The 15,174-nt window shown below is 73.3% G+C and carries 15 protein-coding genes; 8 read left to right on the top strand and 7 right to left on the bottom strand.

Features of this window, described 5'->3' with window-relative positions; genetic code table 11:
- Nucleotides 1–2: 2 nt before the first annotated feature.
- Nucleotides 3–824: a rhomboid family intramembrane serine protease gene (locus C4T42_RS00430; protein ID WP_020091167.1), complete on the bottom strand. Its 822-nt coding sequence runs from the start codon at nucleotides 822–824 to the stop codon at nucleotides 3–5.
- A gap of 348 nt (nucleotides 825–1,172) precedes the next feature.
- On the opposite strand from C4T42_RS00430, the gene C4T42_RS00425 reads away from it, so the two are divergent.
- Complete coding sequence (locus C4T42_RS00425) at nucleotides 1,173–1,772, top strand: PAS domain-containing protein (protein WP_020091168.1); 600 nt, start codon at nucleotides 1,173–1,175, stop codon at nucleotides 1,770–1,772.
- Nucleotides 1,773–2,001: 229 nt separating this feature from the next.
- On the top strand, nucleotides 2,002–2,643 hold the full coding sequence (locus tag C4T42_RS00420) for a PilZ domain-containing protein (RefSeq protein WP_020091169.1): 642 nt from the start codon (nucleotides 2,002–2,004) through the stop codon (nucleotides 2,641–2,643).
- A 27-nt stretch (nucleotides 2,644–2,670) separates the two neighbouring features.
- On the opposite strand, the gene C4T42_RS00415 is transcribed toward C4T42_RS00420, so the two are convergent.
- Both C4T42_RS00415 and C4T42_RS00410 read right to left on the bottom strand, forming a co-directional pair.
- The gene (locus C4T42_RS00415) at nucleotides 2,671–3,252 is read right to left on the bottom strand and encodes an SCO family protein (RefSeq protein WP_020091170.1); all 582 of its coding nucleotides are present in this window, start codon (nucleotides 3,250–3,252) and stop codon (nucleotides 2,671–2,673) included.
- A 108-nt stretch (nucleotides 3,253–3,360) separates the two neighbouring features.
- Nucleotides 3,361–3,879, bottom strand: a complete 519-nt coding sequence (locus tag C4T42_RS00410) for a PRC-barrel domain-containing protein (protein ID WP_020091171.1) — start codon at nucleotides 3,877–3,879, stop codon at nucleotides 3,361–3,363.
- 180 nt (nucleotides 3,880–4,059) lie between these two features.
- Here C4T42_RS00410 and C4T42_RS00405 point away from each other — a divergent pair, with 180 nt between their 5' ends.
- The 4 genes from C4T42_RS00405 to C4T42_RS00390 all read left to right on the top strand — a co-directional run bounded on the left by C4T42_RS00405 (nucleotide 4,060) and on the right by C4T42_RS00390 (nucleotide 7,118).
- Nucleotides 4,060–4,530 carry a tRNA (cytidine(34)-2'-O)-methyltransferase gene (locus tag C4T42_RS00405; protein WP_020091172.1) on the top strand — a complete coding sequence of 157 codons (471 nt, stop codon included), beginning with the start codon at nucleotides 4,060–4,062 and terminating at the stop codon, nucleotides 4,528–4,530.
- 193 nt (nucleotides 4,531–4,723) lie between these two features.
- Entirely contained in the window at nucleotides 4,724–6,151 is a 1,428-nt protein-coding gene (locus C4T42_RS00400; protein WP_103984555.1) for a protein adenylyltransferase SelO, read from the top strand.
- A gap of 364 nt (nucleotides 6,152–6,515) precedes the next feature.
- The gene (locus C4T42_RS00395) at nucleotides 6,516–6,743 is read left to right on the top strand and encodes a hypothetical protein (protein ID WP_020091174.1); all 228 of its coding nucleotides are present in this window, start codon (nucleotides 6,516–6,518) and stop codon (nucleotides 6,741–6,743) included.
- A gap of 18 nt (nucleotides 6,744–6,761) precedes the next feature.
- Nucleotides 6,762–7,118 carry a hypothetical protein gene (locus tag C4T42_RS00390; protein WP_056526493.1) on the top strand — a complete coding sequence of 119 codons (357 nt, stop codon included), beginning with the start codon at nucleotides 6,762–6,764 and terminating at the stop codon, nucleotides 7,116–7,118.
- On the opposite strand, the gene C4T42_RS00385 is transcribed toward C4T42_RS00390, so the two are convergent.
- The 4 genes from C4T42_RS00385 to C4T42_RS00370 all read right to left on the bottom strand — a co-directional run bounded on the left by C4T42_RS00385 (nucleotide 7,054) and on the right by C4T42_RS00370 (nucleotide 12,727).
- Nucleotides 7,054–8,319, bottom strand: a complete 1,266-nt coding sequence (locus tag C4T42_RS00385; RefSeq protein ID WP_103984554.1) for a GNAT family N-acetyltransferase — start codon at nucleotides 8,317–8,319, stop codon at nucleotides 7,054–7,056. The two genes, C4T42_RS00390 and C4T42_RS00385, sit on opposite strands and share 65 nt — an antisense overlap.
- A gap of 10 nt (nucleotides 8,320–8,329) precedes the next feature.
- Nucleotides 8,330–9,745: an oligosaccharide flippase family protein gene (locus tag C4T42_RS00380; protein WP_091675739.1), complete on the bottom strand. Its 1,416-nt coding sequence runs from the start codon at nucleotides 9,743–9,745 to the stop codon at nucleotides 8,330–8,332.
- 132 nt (nucleotides 9,746–9,877) lie between these two features.
- Nucleotides 9,878–11,389: a 2,3-bisphosphoglycerate-independent phosphoglycerate mutase gene (gpmI, locus tag C4T42_RS00375; RefSeq protein WP_103984689.1), complete on the bottom strand. Its 1,512-nt coding sequence runs from the start codon at nucleotides 11,387–11,389 to the stop codon at nucleotides 9,878–9,880.
- 270 nt (nucleotides 11,390–11,659) lie between these two features.
- Nucleotides 11,660–12,727, bottom strand: a complete 1,068-nt coding sequence (locus tag C4T42_RS00370; protein ID WP_103984553.1) for a glycosyltransferase family 2 protein — start codon at nucleotides 12,725–12,727, stop codon at nucleotides 11,660–11,662.
- A gap of 305 nt (nucleotides 12,728–13,032) precedes the next feature.
- On the opposite strand from C4T42_RS00370, the gene C4T42_RS00365 reads away from it, so the two are divergent.
- Both C4T42_RS00365 and C4T42_RS00360 read left to right on the top strand, forming a co-directional pair.
- A complete protein-coding gene (locus tag C4T42_RS00365; protein WP_244603157.1) occupies nucleotides 13,033–13,926 on the top strand; it encodes an ABC transporter permease in 894 nt (297 codons plus the stop codon).
- Complete coding sequence (locus C4T42_RS00360) at nucleotides 13,926–15,161, top strand: ABC transporter ATP-binding protein (protein WP_020091181.1); 1,236 nt, start codon at nucleotides 13,926–13,928, stop codon at nucleotides 15,159–15,161. The genes C4T42_RS00365 and C4T42_RS00360 overlap by 1 nt, the downstream gene beginning before the upstream one ends.
- The last annotated feature ends 13 nt before the right edge of the window (nucleotides 15,162–15,174 follow it).

The raw sequence follows: 15,174 nt of genomic DNA, 5'->3' as shown, positions 1-15,174 counted from the left end.
ACTCAGTGCCGGCGCGGCTCTCGGGGATCCACCAGGGGGAACAGGAAGAAGCCCGCGATGAAGCCGCCGAGATGGGCGTCCCAGGCGATGGCGGCGTTCTCGCCGACGAGCGGCACGCTGACGAGGCCGAAGAGCAGGTTGGTCAGCAGCCAGATCACCAGGAACGACACCGCGGTCCGGTTGCGCAGCAGCTCCGGGATCGTCTCGGCGGGACGGGGCGGCGGCACCTGCCAGGCCGGCGCGCCGTAGCCCGAGACCGGCGGCTGGAACACGAAGCGCGCGGCGGCGGCCATCAGGGCCGAGATCCCCGCCGAGGCGCCGACCAGCGGCCCCGCGCTCAGCGGATCGATCAGGATGTGGAGAAGTCCGCCGGCCGCCGTGCCGGCCAGCGCGAGCACGCACCAGCGCACGGCGCCGCAGCGGCGCGCCACCGGGGCGCCGAAGGCCGCGAGCCAGACGCTGTTGAAGATCACGTGCATCCACGAGCCGTGCAGCAGCCCGTAGGTGACGAGCGTCCAGGGCTGGAGGGCGTGCTCGCCCACGATGTAGCGGGCGAAGGCCTCGCGGGCCGCCTCCAGGCCGGGATCGCCCGGATCGGCGGCGGCGCGGATCACCTCGGAGGCCCGGCCGGGATCGAACCAGAGGGTCCAGCGCGCCGGGACCAGCGCGAGGTCGAGGACGAGGCGGATGTCCCAGGTGTCCGGCAGCAGGAACTCGCGCACCGCCTGGATCGCCAGGAGCAGCCCGATCGACGCGGTGACGATGCCCGGCATGTTGAACACGGGCACGCGGCTCTGCCGCGGGAAATCGGGGGAGGCGTCCATCGGCGCACCATGTCGGGGCGCGGCGCGATCGGGCAAGCCCCGGCGACGTATTGAAGCTCGCAAATACCGGTCGGATCGCGGTCCGTATCGCGCACCGCCCCGTCTTCAGTCCGGATCCGTCCCGGACGGCCGCGGCGCGCCCGGCGGGGTGCGACGATTGTGTCGCCGGCCACGACGCGCTACCCCCCGCCCCGCGCGGCGCCGGCGGGACCGGCGGCGCGCGGGTGCGGGAGCCGGCACGGCCCGTGCGCCCGGACGCGGTGAACGCCCGGATCGGCCGGTCACACCCCCGCGGATGTGCCAGAATGATCCGGGGATGAACCACAGGCGTTGAGAATCGGGACACCGATGAAGCATCCCACCAGCCGCATGCTCCACGCCTACTGGGAGCGCCTGCGCGGAGAACGGGCCGCGCCGGAACGCGCCGAGATCGAGCCGGGCGAGATCCGGCACCTCCTCGCCGACAGCCTGATCCTGGAACTCGACATGCCGAGCCGCTCCGCGAGCATCCGGCTCGCGGGGACCCGGGTCTGCGCCCTGTACGGCCGCGAGCTGAAGGGCGAGCCCTTCGCCAAGCTGTGGGGCTCCCGGGCGACGGATCCCTGGCGGATCGTCGAGATCGTGGCCAGCGACACGCTGGGCGTCGTCGCGGGCCTGCGCGGCACCAACGCGGCCGGCGAGGCGGCGGATCTCGAACTCCTGCTCCTGCCCCTGCGCCACCGCGGCCGGACGCAGGTCCGCGCCCTCGGCACCCTCAGCCTCGACGGCGCGCCGCACTGGCTCGGCCTGCGCCCGCTGGTGGAGGCGGAGACCACCTCCCTGCGCATCCTGCCCAGCCGCCGGACCGAGCCGGTCCCGCCCGCCCGCACCGCCGTGCGCACGAGCGCGGGCTACCCCGGGCCGGTGCGCCACGGCCACCTCCTCGTCCACGCCGGCGGGCGCGCCTGAGAACCGTATTCGTCCAAGGTTACGCCCGGTCCGGGACGGCCAGTTCGATCGAATCGGCGCGTGCACCCGAGGAAAGCTTCGGCGCACAAGTCGATCGCGCACGACGCGGCAGGGCTCGACAATGGATGTTTCTACAAGGCCGATCGATCCCGGAGCAGGAAAAAAGGGTTTCGTAACTGTCCGTGCCTAGTCTGCACCGGCCATTCTCCGGCGCAGGACCAATCTCGGAATGATCGCGGTCGAGGCCACCGCTGGAACTGATCTGCGCGGCCTCGCCGCCGAGCCGGCGCGCGGTGCCGCCGACCAGCGCCGCCACCAGCGCGTGCGGGTCGCCGTGCTCGGCCGCTACATGCTGGCCGATCGCCGGGAATATCCCTGCCAGACCGTGGACATGTCGCCGGGCGGCGTGCGGCTGACCTGCGCGGTCAAGGGCGCGGTCGGCGAGCGCGTGGTGCTCTACCTGGAGCATATCGGCCGCATCGAGGGCGTCGTCGCGCGCACCTGCCCGGACGGGTTCGCGGTCCAGCTCAACGCCACGTCGCGCAAGCGGGACAAGCTCGCCTCCCAGCTCACCTGGCTGGCGAACCGGGAGATGCTGGGGCTGCCGGAGGGACGCTCGCACGAGCGCCTCGTGCCGACCAACACGGCGGTGGTCCTGCGCGTCGAGGGCGGTCGCGAGATCCGGGCGCGCCTCATCGACATCTCGATGTCGGGCGTGGCGATCTCCTGCCCGGTGCCGCTGCCCCTCGGCGCCGCCGTCACGGTGGGCAGCACGCCGGGCCGGCTGGTGCGCTACTTCGAGGGCGGCTTCGGCGTGCAGTTCCTGCTGCCGCTCTCCCCCGACCGCTTCCACGCCGGGATGACGCTCTGACGCGCGTGCGGCCGGACCGGCCGGCGGTCAGATCTTCTTGGCGAGCTGCGCGGCGACCTCGTCGGCCGGCCGGGTCAGGTCGAGGGCGCCGAGGAAGCGGTTCTGCGCGTCCATGATGTACACCAGGGCGGTGTGCTCCATCGTGTAGTCGCCGTCCTTGGCGGGCACCTTGCGGGCATAGGCCCGGTACGCCTTCTCGGTGGCGGTGACCTGCTCGGGCGTGCCGGTGAGGCCGGTGATGCGCGGGTCGAAGCTCGACAGGTAGGTCTTGAGGCTCGCCGGATCGTCCCGCTCGGGATCCACCGTGACAAAGGCGACCCGCATCGTCTTGCCCTTCGACCCCAGGGCGGCGAGCACGTCGGAGATCTGCTGCAGGGTGGTCGGGCAGACGTCCGGGCAGTGGGTGAAGCCGAAGAACACGAGGTGCGTCGCGCCGGCGAAGTCGCGCTCGGTGACGGTGCGCCCGTCCTGGTTCACCAGCGTGAACGGGCCGCCGACGCTCGGCACGCCCACCGGTGCCTTGTCGGGCAGGAACGCGAACACCGCCGCCCCGGTCAGGCCGATGAGGCCGAGGCAGAAGGCGAGGAGCGGGACGAGGGCGCGGCGCATGGGACGGGTTCCGACCTCCGGGGAGGCCGGCACAGCACACAACGGCGCGCGGAGGCAAGCCGGCGCGGTGCCGCCGGCCGACCGATCGGCGCCGCGCCGGCGCGACCGCTACGGCTTCGAGGCCGGCTCCCCCGCGGGGCTCGCCGGGGCGGCGCCCTTCGGCGGCTCCTTGCCGAGATAGACGTATTCCGGCGCCGCCCGGAGCTGGTCCTTGGTCGTGTCGATCCGCGCCTGGAGGGTCTTGCCGTCGGTGCGGTCGAGCTTGAGCACGGACGGGTCGACCGCGACGTATTTCGAGCCGATCCCCAGGAAGCCGCCGACCCCGATGATCCAGGCCTTCACGGCCCCCTTCTGGTCGAGGACGAAGTCGGCGATCTGCCCGATCGTCTCGTTGGCGCCGTTGACGACGCTGGAGCCGATCAGCTTGCTGGCGACCATGTCGTCGGGGGCCTGGGCCACGAAGGTCGGGCGCAGGCTGTCGGCCATGGTGGCGGGCTGGCCGGGGACCGGGGTCGCGGCGGCGCCGCCGTCCGGCTTGGCGCCGTCCGATCTGGCGCCGTCGGTCTGCGCCGAAGCGGTGGCGAGGCCGGCCAGCAGGAGGGCCGAGGCGAGGAGCGGGGTGCGCATCGGAGCAGGTCTTTCAGACGGGGGCCGCACAGGGGGGTCGCGCCGCCTCAAGGTTCTGGCGGGGCTTAAGTTCCGCGCGGTCTCGGCCCCGGCGGGGGCCGGCCCGGCGGTTTGCCGGCTGCGCGTCGGCGCCGGGGGCCTTTGACGGCGGGGCCTTCCGCCCCGCACAAGGCCGGCGCCATGCTCCGCCTCGCCCTCTACCAGCCCGATATCCCGCAGAACACCGGCACGATGCTGCGCATGGCCGCCTGCCTCGGGCTGGCGGTGGAGATCGTGGAGCCCGCGGGCTTCGACGTCTCGGACCGCCACCTGCGCCGCTCGGGCCTGGACTACCTCGACCACGTGGCGATCACCCGGCACCGCTCCTTCGCGGCCTTCGCCGCGTGGCGGGCCGAGGCCGGGATCCGGCTCGTCCTCGCCACCACGGCGGGCGCCGTGCCCTACACGGACTTCGCCTTCCGCCCGGACGATTGCCTGATGGTCGGGCGCGAATCCGCCGGCGTGCCCGAGGCGGTGCACGCGGCCGCCGACGCCCGGATCGTGGTGCCGATCCGAGCGGGCCTGCGCTCGCTCAACGTCGCGGTCGCGGCCGCGATGATCGCCGGCGAGGCCCTGCGGCAGGTGTCCGGGACGGCCCGACCAGATCTCTAGGATCGTGACGCCTCTCGGGTCGGCCGCCGTCTTCGGGAGCGGAGCGAAGCGATCCAGGCGGCGCCACGCTCGGCCGATGTCCCGCTGCACTGGGTTGCTTCGCCGCGCCCGCGAGGACGGGATCGGCAACGGATCGCGTCCGGCTCGCTTGGTACAACGGGACTCATCCTCACCCCGGGAGACGCGCCGCCGCATGGACGACACCGCCTTCACGCCCTCCCGGCGCCACGCCGATCTGGGCCCCGCCTTCTTCGATCCGGTGACGCCGGCCCGGTTCCCGCGGACGATCCTGCGCTACCGCAACCAGACTTGGGCGAAGCGGGTCGGACTGGGCGGCCTGTCCGAGGCGGCGTGGATCGCCCATTTCGGCCGGTTCGAGCCCCTGCCGGGCAGCTTCGAGACGCCGCTGGCCCTGCGCTACCACGGCCATCAGTTCCGCGCCTACAATCCGGACCTCGGCGACGGGCGCGGCTTCCTCTTCGCGCAGCTGCACGACCGCCTGGACGGGCGCCTCCTCGACCTCGGCACCAAAGGGAGCGGCACGACGCCCTGGTCGCGCGGCGCCGACGGGCGGCTCACCCTCAAGGGCGGCGTGCGCGAGGTGCTGGCCACCGCCCTCCTGGAGGCGCAGGGCGTCTACACCTCGAAGAGCTTCAGCCTGATCGAGACCGGCGAGGACCTCGTGCGCGGCGACGAGCCCTCGCCGGCACGCGCCTCGGTGCTGGTGCGCCTGTCCCACGGCCACATCCGCATCGGCAGCTTCCAGCGCTTCCTGGCGCTCGGCGAGCCGGACAACATCGCCCGGCTCCTCGACCACACGATCGCGACCCACCGGCCGGAGCTCTGGCGCGACGGCGTTGAGGATCGCGCCGTCGCCTTGCTGGAGGACGTGGTCGCCCGGGTCGCCCGGATGGGCGCGCAGTGGGCGGCGGCCGGCTTCGTCCACGGGGTCCTCAACAGCGACAACATCAACGTCACCGGCGAGAGCTTCGATTACGGGCCCTGGCGCTTCCTGCCGCATTACGATCCGGACTTCACGGCCGCCTACTTCGATGAGACCGGGCTCTACAGCTTCGGCCGCCAGCCGGAGGCCCTGTTCTGGAACCTCGCCCGGCTCGCCGACTGCCTGCTGGTGCTGCCCCCCCAGGCGCGCTTGGAAGCGGCGCTCTCCGGGTTCGGGCCGGCCCTGCAGGAGGCGTTCGCCGAGGCCCTGTTCCGCCGGCTCGGCCTCGCCCCGGCGCCGCGGCCGGAGACCGACCGGCTGGTCTCGGCGGTCTGGCGGTTCCTCGCGGAGACGCGGGCGCCCTTCGAGCGGTTCTTCTTCGACTGGTACGGCGGCCTCGCGAGCGCGACCCGCGCGCAGGCCGGGCCGTCCGCCGGCCACTACGCGCACGAGGCCTTCGCGCCGGTGCGGGCCGCGCTGGAGCCGCTCGCGCCCGCCCCGGGCGCGCGGCTCGACCATCCCTACTTCGCGGAGGCGCCCTGCACGCTCCTGATCGACGAGGTGGAGGCGTTGTGGGCGCCGATCGCCGCGGCGGATGACTGGTCCCTGTTCGAGGCCAAGCTCGCGGGGGTGGCCCGGATGGCTGAGGCCTGCGGGACGGCGCCCGCCTCGGCCTGAGCGGCCTCCTCCTCGGCGAGCCGTCGGCGCTCCTCGGCGTAGCCCCCCGCGATGGCGAGATCGACCAGGCGCCGGGTCAGCCGGAAGGCCAGCCAGAACAGGGCGAGGCAGAGAAGCGTCGCGGCGGCGGCCTTGAGCGGGTCCACGGGGTTCCTCCGGTGATGTCTCCTCGGGCGGAGCGGCCCTCTTAGTGCCGAGGCGGGCCGCGGGGCAATTGGACTTCGTGCCGAGATCGAGCCCGCGGCGCGTCGTCCCGGGCTCGCCGCGCGGCGCCGGACCAGATACCCGGCCGGAACATGCTATGGCGGCCGGCGGCCGGATCCCGATATCCGGCGCTGAAGATCCCTCGATCAGGCGGATACCCGTGCGCGAGACCTTCCACATCGAAGTCCTCGGACCGGAGCCGGACGAGATCCAGACGCGGATCTCCGTGCGGGTCGGCAGCCTGGAGAGCGCGCAGGAGCGGGCCCTGCGGCTGTTCGCCCGCGCCCGGGTGCCGCAGCGCTCGGGTGAGCCGGCCGAGGCGGTCCGGGTGATCGACGGCGCCGGCCGCGAGGTGTTCTATCGGACGCGCTTCGACGCGGGGGATTGAGGCGCGAGGACACCGCCGATGCGCACAGCCCTGATCCTGCCGGTCCTCGTCCTCGCGGCCGGCGCGCTGTTCCTGCGCAGCTACACCCTGCCGCCGGCCCCGGACCGCCGGGGCGGGACCACGCTCCTGCTGACCTGGCCGAACCGCCCGGCCTTCGGCAGCCCCCGGGCCGACTGCCTCGCCGGGCCGCCCGACGAGCCGGTCCTGCCCTGCCTCATCGCCTCCGTCGCCCGGGCGCGGGACGACGGGTACACGCTGCTGCAGCTGCCTTTCTGCGCGACCTGCTACGACCTGTCCGGGCGGATCGCCGTCACGGGCCGCGACGCGGCGGCGACGCGGGCGCGGCTGGAGCAGATCGCCCGCTTCGGATGGTGAGACGCGCCCGGGCAACGCGCTCCCGGGCCCGCTCCAGGGTCCGGGCCACCGGGAACAGCGGATCGCGGCCCGCCTCCACCAGCAGATGAGCGATCGGCCGGCGCGCGGTCCAGAAGGTGGTGCCGAGGGCGAAGTCCGGCGGCGCGCACGAATCGATCCGATCGATCGGCCAGTCGCCCGCGGCGACCGCCTCGGTCAGCCGGTGGACGAGCTGGACCCCCGGCGCGGTCTCCGGCCGCGTCTCGTCGTTGGCGATCTTCAGCACCCAGGCCTCCCGGCCGGTGACCGGCAGGATCAGGGAGGCCAGGAGCCGGTCGCCCCGGCGCAGGCGCGCGATCCGCACGCCGTCCGCGGCCCCGCGATCGGCCCCGAGATCGGCACTGAGATCGGCACTGAGATCGGCACTGAGATCGGCCAGGGCGGCGCGCAGGAAGGCGATCTCCGCCGGCCGCTGCGCCAGGCTCGTGCCGGCCTGACCCTTCCAGCCGGCGGCCTCCAGGGCGACGTGGGCGTCGAGGGCGGGGCCGAGGGATTCGGGCCCGGCGAGGATCTCGAAGGTCACGGGCCCCGCCGCCTCGAGGCGCGCGCGGGCGCGGCGGAGTTTGCGGCGGCGCTGCCCGGAGAGGTGCCCGAGATAGGAGGCCCGCGCCTCCGGCCCGAGGCCGGTCAGGTCGAGCAGGCCGCGGTCGTGCGGCCAGTACGCGGCGCGGCGCCCGCCACACGCCGTCAGGAGTTCAGGCAGGGGGCCGTCGGTCGGAGCGTTCGGCAGGAGGAGACGCGGCGGCAGGCCGAGGGCGCCCGGCGCGGCGAGCAGCCCCGCCAGGGCGGCCTCCGGGGCGGCGCCGTCGAGGAGCGGCGCCCCGAACGGGGCGTAGCCGTGGGTCCAGCCCACGAGCAGCGGCAGCGGCACGCCCCAGCGGCGGCGCGACGGCCGGAACGGCCAGGCGGCGAGGAGCCGGGCCCCGGGCGCCTCGGGGGGCCGGTCGGCGACGAGGAGGAGCCGGACGCCCGCCCCGAAGGCGTCGCGGGCCGCCAGGGCGTAGCCCGCCTCGTAGAACGGGTTGCGCACCAGGCTCGCCCGACCCAGGGCCCGCCAGGCCGGGACCCAGGGCGCCGCCCCGTCGAGGGGCCGGACCGCCGCCACGAGCCCGCCGGGAAGCGCGGCCGTGTCCGATGGGGTGTCCGACGCGGGGCCTGCCATCGCGGGACCGTCAGGCCGCGAGACGGTGACGGATCGCGCCGGCGAAGCCGAGCACGTCGTAGCGCCACGCCGTCACCCCGGCGGCGGCGGTGAGCAGGACGAGGCGCAGGGCCTGTCCCGGCGGCAACAGGCCGCCGGGGACCAGGGCGATGCCGGCATTCACCGCGCCGCAGGCCAGCGCGATCCCGGCAATGCCGGCCATGTCGGCGAGCGGCAGCGGCATCGTCGTGCCGGTCCGGCGGGCGCCGAGCACCAGCACGAGGCAGGCCGCGCTCTGGCCGCCCGCGAAGGCGAGGGCCGCCCCGGCGGCGCCGAAGCGCGGGATCAGCAGGAGCGACAGCGCGGCGACGGTGGCGAGGGTCGCGAACGCGGCGGCCGCCTCCAGGCCGCTGGAGCGGGCGAAGTAGATCACCTGCCCGAAATAGTAGGCGCGGAACATCATCAGGATGCTCGCCAGGATCAGCACCGGGGCGAGCTCCCGCGCCTCGGCCCGGTAGTCGGGCCCGAGCAGCACCGCCACGACCAGATCGTCGAAGCACAGGAAGAACACGGCCCCGAAGGCCGCGATCAGCGTCATGGCCCGTGCGGCGTCGCGCAGCACCCCGGAGGCCGCCGCCATCCCGCCCACCCGCGCCTCGCGCTTGGCGATCGAGATCAGCGACAGGGCGATCGCCTCGCCGAACACGATGAAGCTCTGCTTCAGGAAGTCGGCCAGGGCGCCGTAGGCGCCGAGCCCCGCCGGCCCCACCGTCTTGGCGATGATCAGCCGGTCGAGGCTCTGGGCGAGCGCCGCAGTCCCGAAGGAGAGGACGAGCGGCCAGCCGTAGGCGAACAGCCGCAGCGCCTCCGCGCGGCTGCCGCGGCCGGGCATCATCGGGGCGATCGTGGCCGCGGCCGGCAGGGAGGCCAGGGCGTTGGCGGCCGCCACCGCGAAGGCGAGGTGCAGGGGATCCTGCGAGAGGTGCAGCGCCAGGCTGCCGAGGGCCAGGATCAGGACGGCGCGGCTCATCACCGAGGCCGCCACCGCCCCGGCCCGCAGGCGGGTGCGGGCGATCTCGGTGGAGCCCTCGAATAGGGTGGTCCCGAAGGCCAGCGCCAGGATCGCGGCCGCCATCCGCGCCGGCATCAGGCCGAGGGCGGCGGCGAGCGCGCTGCCGAGCCCGGCGAGGAGCAAGGTGCCGCCCAGGATCCGCACCACGGTGCCGACCTGCGCGGGCTCGCGCGCCTCGTCGTAGAGGGCGAAGAACGCGAATTTCGGCCACTGGCAGGTCGCCCCGTAGAGCACCAGCGCCCAGGACAGGACGTACAGGTAGGTGCCGTAGCTCTCCACCGGCGCGAGCCGCGTGAACACCGCCACCGAGGCCATGTTCAGGGCGGCCGCGAAGCCCCGCGAGCCGACATAGATCAGGCTGTGCCGGGCGATCATGTCCTAGAACCGGTCAGACGCACCACGACCTCGCACCACGCTGGGACAGACCGGCCCGTGGCGGGAGGTAACGCAGGGACGGCGCGCATGACAGCCCGGGCTTCGCAGGCGGCGTGCCGCCGGCCCCGGCCCTCAGCCCTCGCCCCGCGGGCGGATCAGCGACGTGCCTGTCATCTCGGCCGGCTGGTCCAGTCCCATCAGGTCGAGGAGCGTCGGCGCCACGTCGGCCAGCCGTCCGTCGGCCAGGGTCACGCCGTCGACGCCGACGAGCGCGGCGGGCACCGGGTTGAGGGTGTGGGCGGTGTGCGGCTCGCCGGTCTCGGGATCGCGCATCATCTCGCAATTGCCGTGGTCGGCGGTCACCAGCAGCGCCCCGCCCTGGGCCGTCACCGCCTCGACGACGCGGCCGAGGCAGGTGTCGACGGTCTCCACCGCCTTCACGGCGGCCGCGAGGCTGCCGGTGTGGCCGACCATGTCAGGGTTGGCGAAGTTCAGGATGATGAGGTCGTAGCGCCCGGAGCCGATCGCCTCCACGGCGCGGTCGGTGAGTTCGGGCGCCGACATCTCCGGCTGCAGATCGTAGGTCGCGACCTTCGGCGAGGGCACGAGGATCGCGTCCTGCCCCGCGAAGGGCTCCTCGCGGCCGCCGTTCATGAAGTAGGTGACGTGCGGGTACTTCTCGGTCTCGGCCATGCGCAGCTGCGCGCGTCCGGCCCGGGCCACGGTCTCGCCGAGGCCGTTGGGCAGGTCGAGGGCCCCGAACAGGGTCTCGGCGAAGGCGTCGATCTCGACGCTGTACTGGACGATCCCCAGGGCGGCGGCGAACCGGACCGTGCGCGCACGCTCGAAGCCCGCGAAGGCCGGGTCGAGCAACGCCTCCAGGATCTGCCGGGTCCGGTCGGTGCGGAAGTTGAAGCTCAGGATGCCGTCGCCGTCCCGCATGCCGGCGTAGTCGCCGATGATCGCGGGCCGCATGAACTCGTCGGACACGTCCTGCGCGTAGGACGCGGCGACCGCCTGCCCGGCCCGCTCGAACCGGGTCCCGCGCGCCTCCGTGAGGGCGTCGTAGGCCGTCTGGACCCGCTCCCAGCGCCGGTCGCGGTCCATGCCGAAGTAGCGGCCGCACAGCGTCGCGATGCGGGCGCCCTTCGGGAGGGCGGCCGCGACGTCGGCGATGCAGGTGGCGGCCGAGCGGGGCGGCATGTCGCGCCCGTCGGTGAAGCCGTGGAGCCGGACCGGGATGCCGGCCGTCGTCAGCGCGCGCGCCAGCGCGACGGCGTGGTCCTGGTGCGCGTGGACGCCGCCGGGCGAGAGCAGGCCGACGAGGTGGCAGGTCCCCCCCGACGCGCGCAGCGCCTCGATGAACCGGACCAGGGCCGGGTTCCGGGCGAGGGAGCCGTCGGCGACCGCCGCGTCGATCCGCGGCAGGTCCTGCAGGACGACGCGGCCCGCGCCGATGTTGAGGTGGCCGACCTCGGAATTGCCCATCTGCCCCTTGGGCAGGCCGACATCGGCGCCGAAGGTCGTCAGCCGCGACCGGGGGCGCTCCCGCATCAGACCGTCGAAGACCGGCGTCCTGGCCTGGTGGACGGCGTTGTCGGCCACCGCGTCCCGCAGACCCCAGCCGTCGAGGATCACGAGCATCACGGGACGCGGGGTACTGTCGGGCACGGTCACAACTCTCCTGGGCTGCCGCGCGCGGCGCGCGGCCGGTCTCCGGGCCCTGACGCGGCCGGATCGTTGCGCGTGTCGATAATCGCCTTGGTCGCGCGAGACCACCGCCCCGAAGGGCCAATGGGCGACGGATGCGAGAGAGCGTCGGGCTTCTGACATGCCCCGGCCGCGCTCCGCACATGGCGGGGCGCGGCTGGCGAAACGCGGCCGGCGGGGCGCGGCCGACGGGGACTCAGGCGGTCAGTTGACGCGCGCCGCGTCGGATGCCGGCGGGAGGCCGAGCAGGCGGCGCTTCCTTCGCAGGGCGGCCCGGAGCAGCGTCCGTCGGTAGCCTGGATAGGACAGGAACCCCGCCGCCCAGGACAGGTGCATGGTCACGGCCGCCGGGCCGCTCATGACCAGGACGGGTTCCCGCGCCTTCAGCGCCAGGGCGAGGCCGCTCAGGACGCAGCCCCCGGCATAGAGCAGCAGCGGGATCAGTAGGGCGGGCATCAGGGCCGCCAGCGGCAGGGCCGCGACGGCGTAGAGCAGGACCAGGGCCGGCAGGATCTGGCGGGCGCGCGGTAGGCTGGCGTGCTTCTCGAGGGTCCGCGCGCAGCCGCGCCCGTAGTGGAGGTACTGCCGGGCGAGGCTGCGGAGGCAGGCGCGCGGGAAGTACGTGATGGCGAGCTCGGCGGCGAGGTAGATCCGCCCGCCCGCCGCGCAGAGCCGCCGGTCGAGTTCGGCATCCTCGTTGTGGGTGAAGGTCTCGTCGTAGCCGCCGACCCGCAGGAACTCGCGCCGGTCGAAGGCCGCGTGGTGGCCGTGGGCGACGTAGCCCGAGATGCCGCCCTGCCGGTGGGCCGAGCCGCCGTTGCCGAGGCGGCTGTTCTGCGCCGCCGCGATCGCCCTCTGCAGCGGCGTGACCCCGACGGTCCGGAGCGGCACGACCACAGAGACGGCCTGGCGCAGGCGCATCGTGCCGACGAGGTTCTGCACGAATCCCTTCGGATAGACGGCGTGGCAATCGGCGCGGACGAGGTAGGCGGAGGCGGGATGCGCCAGTCGCGCGGCGAGGTTGATCGCCGCCGCCTGGATGCGGCGCTCGTTGTGGACGAGCCGGATGCGGGGGTCGCGGGCGCTCAGGGCGGCGACGATCGCGCAGGTGTCGTCGCGACTGCCGCCGTCCAGCACCAGCAGCTCGCAGGCGATGGCGTCCCGGTCGGGCAGCACCGACGCGATGGCGTCGGCGATGTGCGCGGCCTCGTTCAGGGCCGGCATGGCGATCGTCACGAGCGGAGCGCCGGCGGCGCTCACGGGGTCCTGCATGGCGGTTCTCCCGAAACCTGGTCCCGGTCGCCGGCCGATGAGGGCCGGTCGTCCCGGACGGGGACCGACGCCGCGTGCGGCGCGCCCCCGAGGTCTCATTTGTCGTGATTGGCTACGATTACGGTCGTTGATCACAACCACCACTTCAGTCGGCCGGACCGATACGACGAAAGGTGTAATTCGGACCGCCGCACCGCGATGATAGCCCGTTCCGGCGGGACGACCGGGCGGCACGACTTCCGATTCGCACCGGGTCCCCGAGCTCGACCACGGGCTCAGAGCGTCATGCGGGACCGCCTCGAATGATGAAATCTTTGGATGCGCTTGCCCTCGGCACGCCGGAACGCGGGCCGACCGAACAGCGGACCGACCCGTCGACGCTGCGGGTGACCGAGATCGCGCCCGACGACCGGATCGTCGCCTTCGACGCGGTCGGCCTCTGGCAGTATCGCGACCTGCTGCGCGTCCTGATCCTGCGGGACCTGAAGGTGCTCTACCGGCAGACCGCCATGGGCGCCTCCTGGGCGATCGCGCAGCCGCTCTTCACCGTCCTGATCTTCACGGTGATCTTCGGCCACTTCGCCAAGATCCCCACCGACGGCGCCCCCTACGCACTCTTCGCCGGCAGCGCGGTCGTCCTGTGGACGTACTTCTCCGAGGCGGTGCGGCGCAGCGCCAACGGCCTCGTGGCGGAGGCCGAGCTGATCCGGAAGATCTACTTCCCGCGGCTGGTCATCCCGCTGGCGACGGTGGTGTCGCCGATGGTCGACTTCGCCATCGCGCTCGGCGTGCTGCTGGCCCTGATGGCCTGGTACGGGGCGATGCCGGACTGGCACCTCGTGCTGGCCGTCCCGACCCTGATCGTGACGGCGATGCTCGCCCTCGGCGTGAGTCTCTGGCTCGGGCCGATCAACGTCCGCTTCCGGGACATCAAGCACACGCTGCCGTTCGTGATCCAGATCTGGATGTACGCCTCGCCGATCGTCTACGCGTCGAGCATCGTGCCCGCCTCGGTGCGCTGGATCTACGCACTCAACCCGATGGTCGGCCTGATCGAGGCGTTCCGGTTCGCCATCCTGGGCGGCACGCCGCCCGACGCCTTCGCGGTCGCCGTCTCGGTCACGGCCGCCTTCGCCCTGCTCATCAGCGGACTGATCTTCTTCCAGCGCATGGAGCGCTCCTTCGCGGATGTAATCTGATGTCGATGGCAATCAGCGTTCAGGATATCGGCAAGCAGTACTGGCGCGCCCCCCGCGCCGCGCACCAGAACTCGCTGCGCGACGCGCTCAGCGAGGGCGTCCGCGGCCTGGTGACCCGCCGCGCGGCGGCGCGCCCGTCGCAGGAGAGCTTCTGGGCGCTGAAGGAGGTCAGCTTCGGCATCCGGCACGGCGAGAATGTCGGCATCATCGGCCTCAACGGCGCCGGCAAGAGCACGCTCCTCAAGCTCCTGTCGCGGATCGCCGCGCCGACCACCGGCCGGATCCGCCTCGAGGGCCGGGTCGGGGCCCTGCTCGAGGTCGGCACCGGTTTCCACCGGGAGCTGACCGGCCGCGAGAACATCTTCCTCTACGGCTCGATCCTCGGGATGGACCGTCGGGAGATCGCCGCGAAGTTCGACGCGATCGTCGCCTTCTCGGAGATCGGCGACTTCATCGACATGCCGGTGAAGCGCTACTCCAGCGGCATGTATGTCCGGCTGGCCTTCTCGGTCGCCGCGCATCTCGAACCCGACATCCTGCTCCTCGACGAGGTGCTGGCGGTGGGCGACTACACCTTCCAGCGCAAGTGCATGGACTTCGCCCGGCGCCTCCAGGGCAAGGGTTCGACGATCCTGCTGGTCTCGCACAACATGTTCAGCATCAAGACCATGTGCGAGCGCGTGATCTACATCAAGGGCGGCCGCGTCGCCTATGACGGCCCCACCGACGAGGGCCTGACCCACTACGAGCGGGACAGCTACCTCGCCGACACCGCGTGGTTCCGCCCCGACACCGGCGACCTGCCGGTCCGGATCAGCGACGTGACGATCGCCGACGAATCCGGCGCGCCGCGGACGCTGTTCCGCCACGGCGAGCGGATGCGGATCCGGGCCCGCTACAGCGCCGCCGAGCCGATCGCCGACCCGCACGTCCTGTTCTCGATCACCCGGTCCGACGAGCTGCTCTGCTGCAATTTCAGCACCCAGGCGGACGGCGCCGGCCTGACCGCCCTCGCGGGCGAGGGCGAGGTGGAGCTGCTGACGCCGCCGCTGACCCTGACCGCCGACACCTACACGGTCTCGATGGTGGTCCGGCAGCGCGGCTTCGAGCGGCTCCTCGCGGCCAAGATCGGCGGCCGCTTCCATATCGAGCACCCCGTCTTCGCGCCGGACGTCTTCGGCGTGTTCCACGAGGCGGGGACCTGGACAACGAACGGCGCCGCGTCGCAGCGCTGAGGCCCGGAGGGCG

The organism is Methylobacterium sp. 190mf (assembly GCF_900107945.1).
Taxonomy (GTDB): domain Bacteria; phylum Pseudomonadota; class Alphaproteobacteria; order Rhizobiales; family Beijerinckiaceae; genus Methylobacterium.
This window is presented reverse-complemented; position numbering and strand designations above follow the sequence as displayed.

Coding starts and splice junctions, on each gene's coding strand:
- C4T42_RS00430 (WP_020091167.1), bottom strand. CDS start 824: ATGGACGCCTCCCCCGATTTCCCGCGGCAGAGCCGCGTGCCCGTGTTC.
- C4T42_RS00425 (WP_020091168.1), top strand. CDS start 1,173: ATGAAGCATCCCACCAGCCGCATGCTCCACGCCTACTGGGAGCGCCTG.
- C4T42_RS00420 (WP_020091169.1), top strand. CDS start 2,002: ATGATCGCGGTCGAGGCCACCGCTGGAACTGATCTGCGCGGCCTCGCC.
- C4T42_RS00415 (WP_020091170.1), bottom strand. CDS start 3,252: ATGCGCCGCGCCCTCGTCCCGCTCCTCGCCTTCTGCCTCGGCCTCATC.
- C4T42_RS00410 (WP_020091171.1), bottom strand. CDS start 3,879: ATGCGCACCCCGCTCCTCGCCTCGGCCCTCCTGCTGGCCGGCCTCGCC.
- C4T42_RS00405 (WP_020091172.1), top strand. CDS start 4,060: ATGCTCCGCCTCGCCCTCTACCAGCCCGATATCCCGCAGAACACCGGC.
- C4T42_RS00400 (WP_103984555.1), top strand. CDS start 4,724: ATGGACGACACCGCCTTCACGCCCTCCCGGCGCCACGCCGATCTGGGC.
- C4T42_RS00390 (WP_056526493.1), top strand. CDS start 6,762: ATGCGCACAGCCCTGATCCTGCCGGTCCTCGTCCTCGCGGCCGGCGCG.
- C4T42_RS00385 (WP_103984554.1), bottom strand. CDS start 8,319: ATGGCAGGCCCCGCGTCGGACACCCCATCGGACACGGCCGCGCTTCCC.
- C4T42_RS00380 (WP_091675739.1), bottom strand. CDS start 9,745: ATGATCGCCCGGCACAGCCTGATCTATGTCGGCTCGCGGGGCTTCGCG.
- gpmI (WP_103984689.1), bottom strand. CDS start 11,389: ATGCTCGTGATCCTCGACGGCTGGGGTCTGCGGGACGCGGTGGCCGAC.
- C4T42_RS00370 (WP_103984553.1), bottom strand. CDS start 12,727: ATGCAGGACCCCGTGAGCGCCGCCGGCGCTCCGCTCGTGACGATCGCC.
- C4T42_RS00365 (WP_244603157.1), top strand. CDS start 13,033: ATGAAATCTTTGGATGCGCTTGCCCTCGGCACGCCGGAACGCGGGCCG.
- C4T42_RS00360 (WP_020091181.1), top strand. CDS start 13,926: ATGTCGATGGCAATCAGCGTTCAGGATATCGGCAAGCAGTACTGGCGC.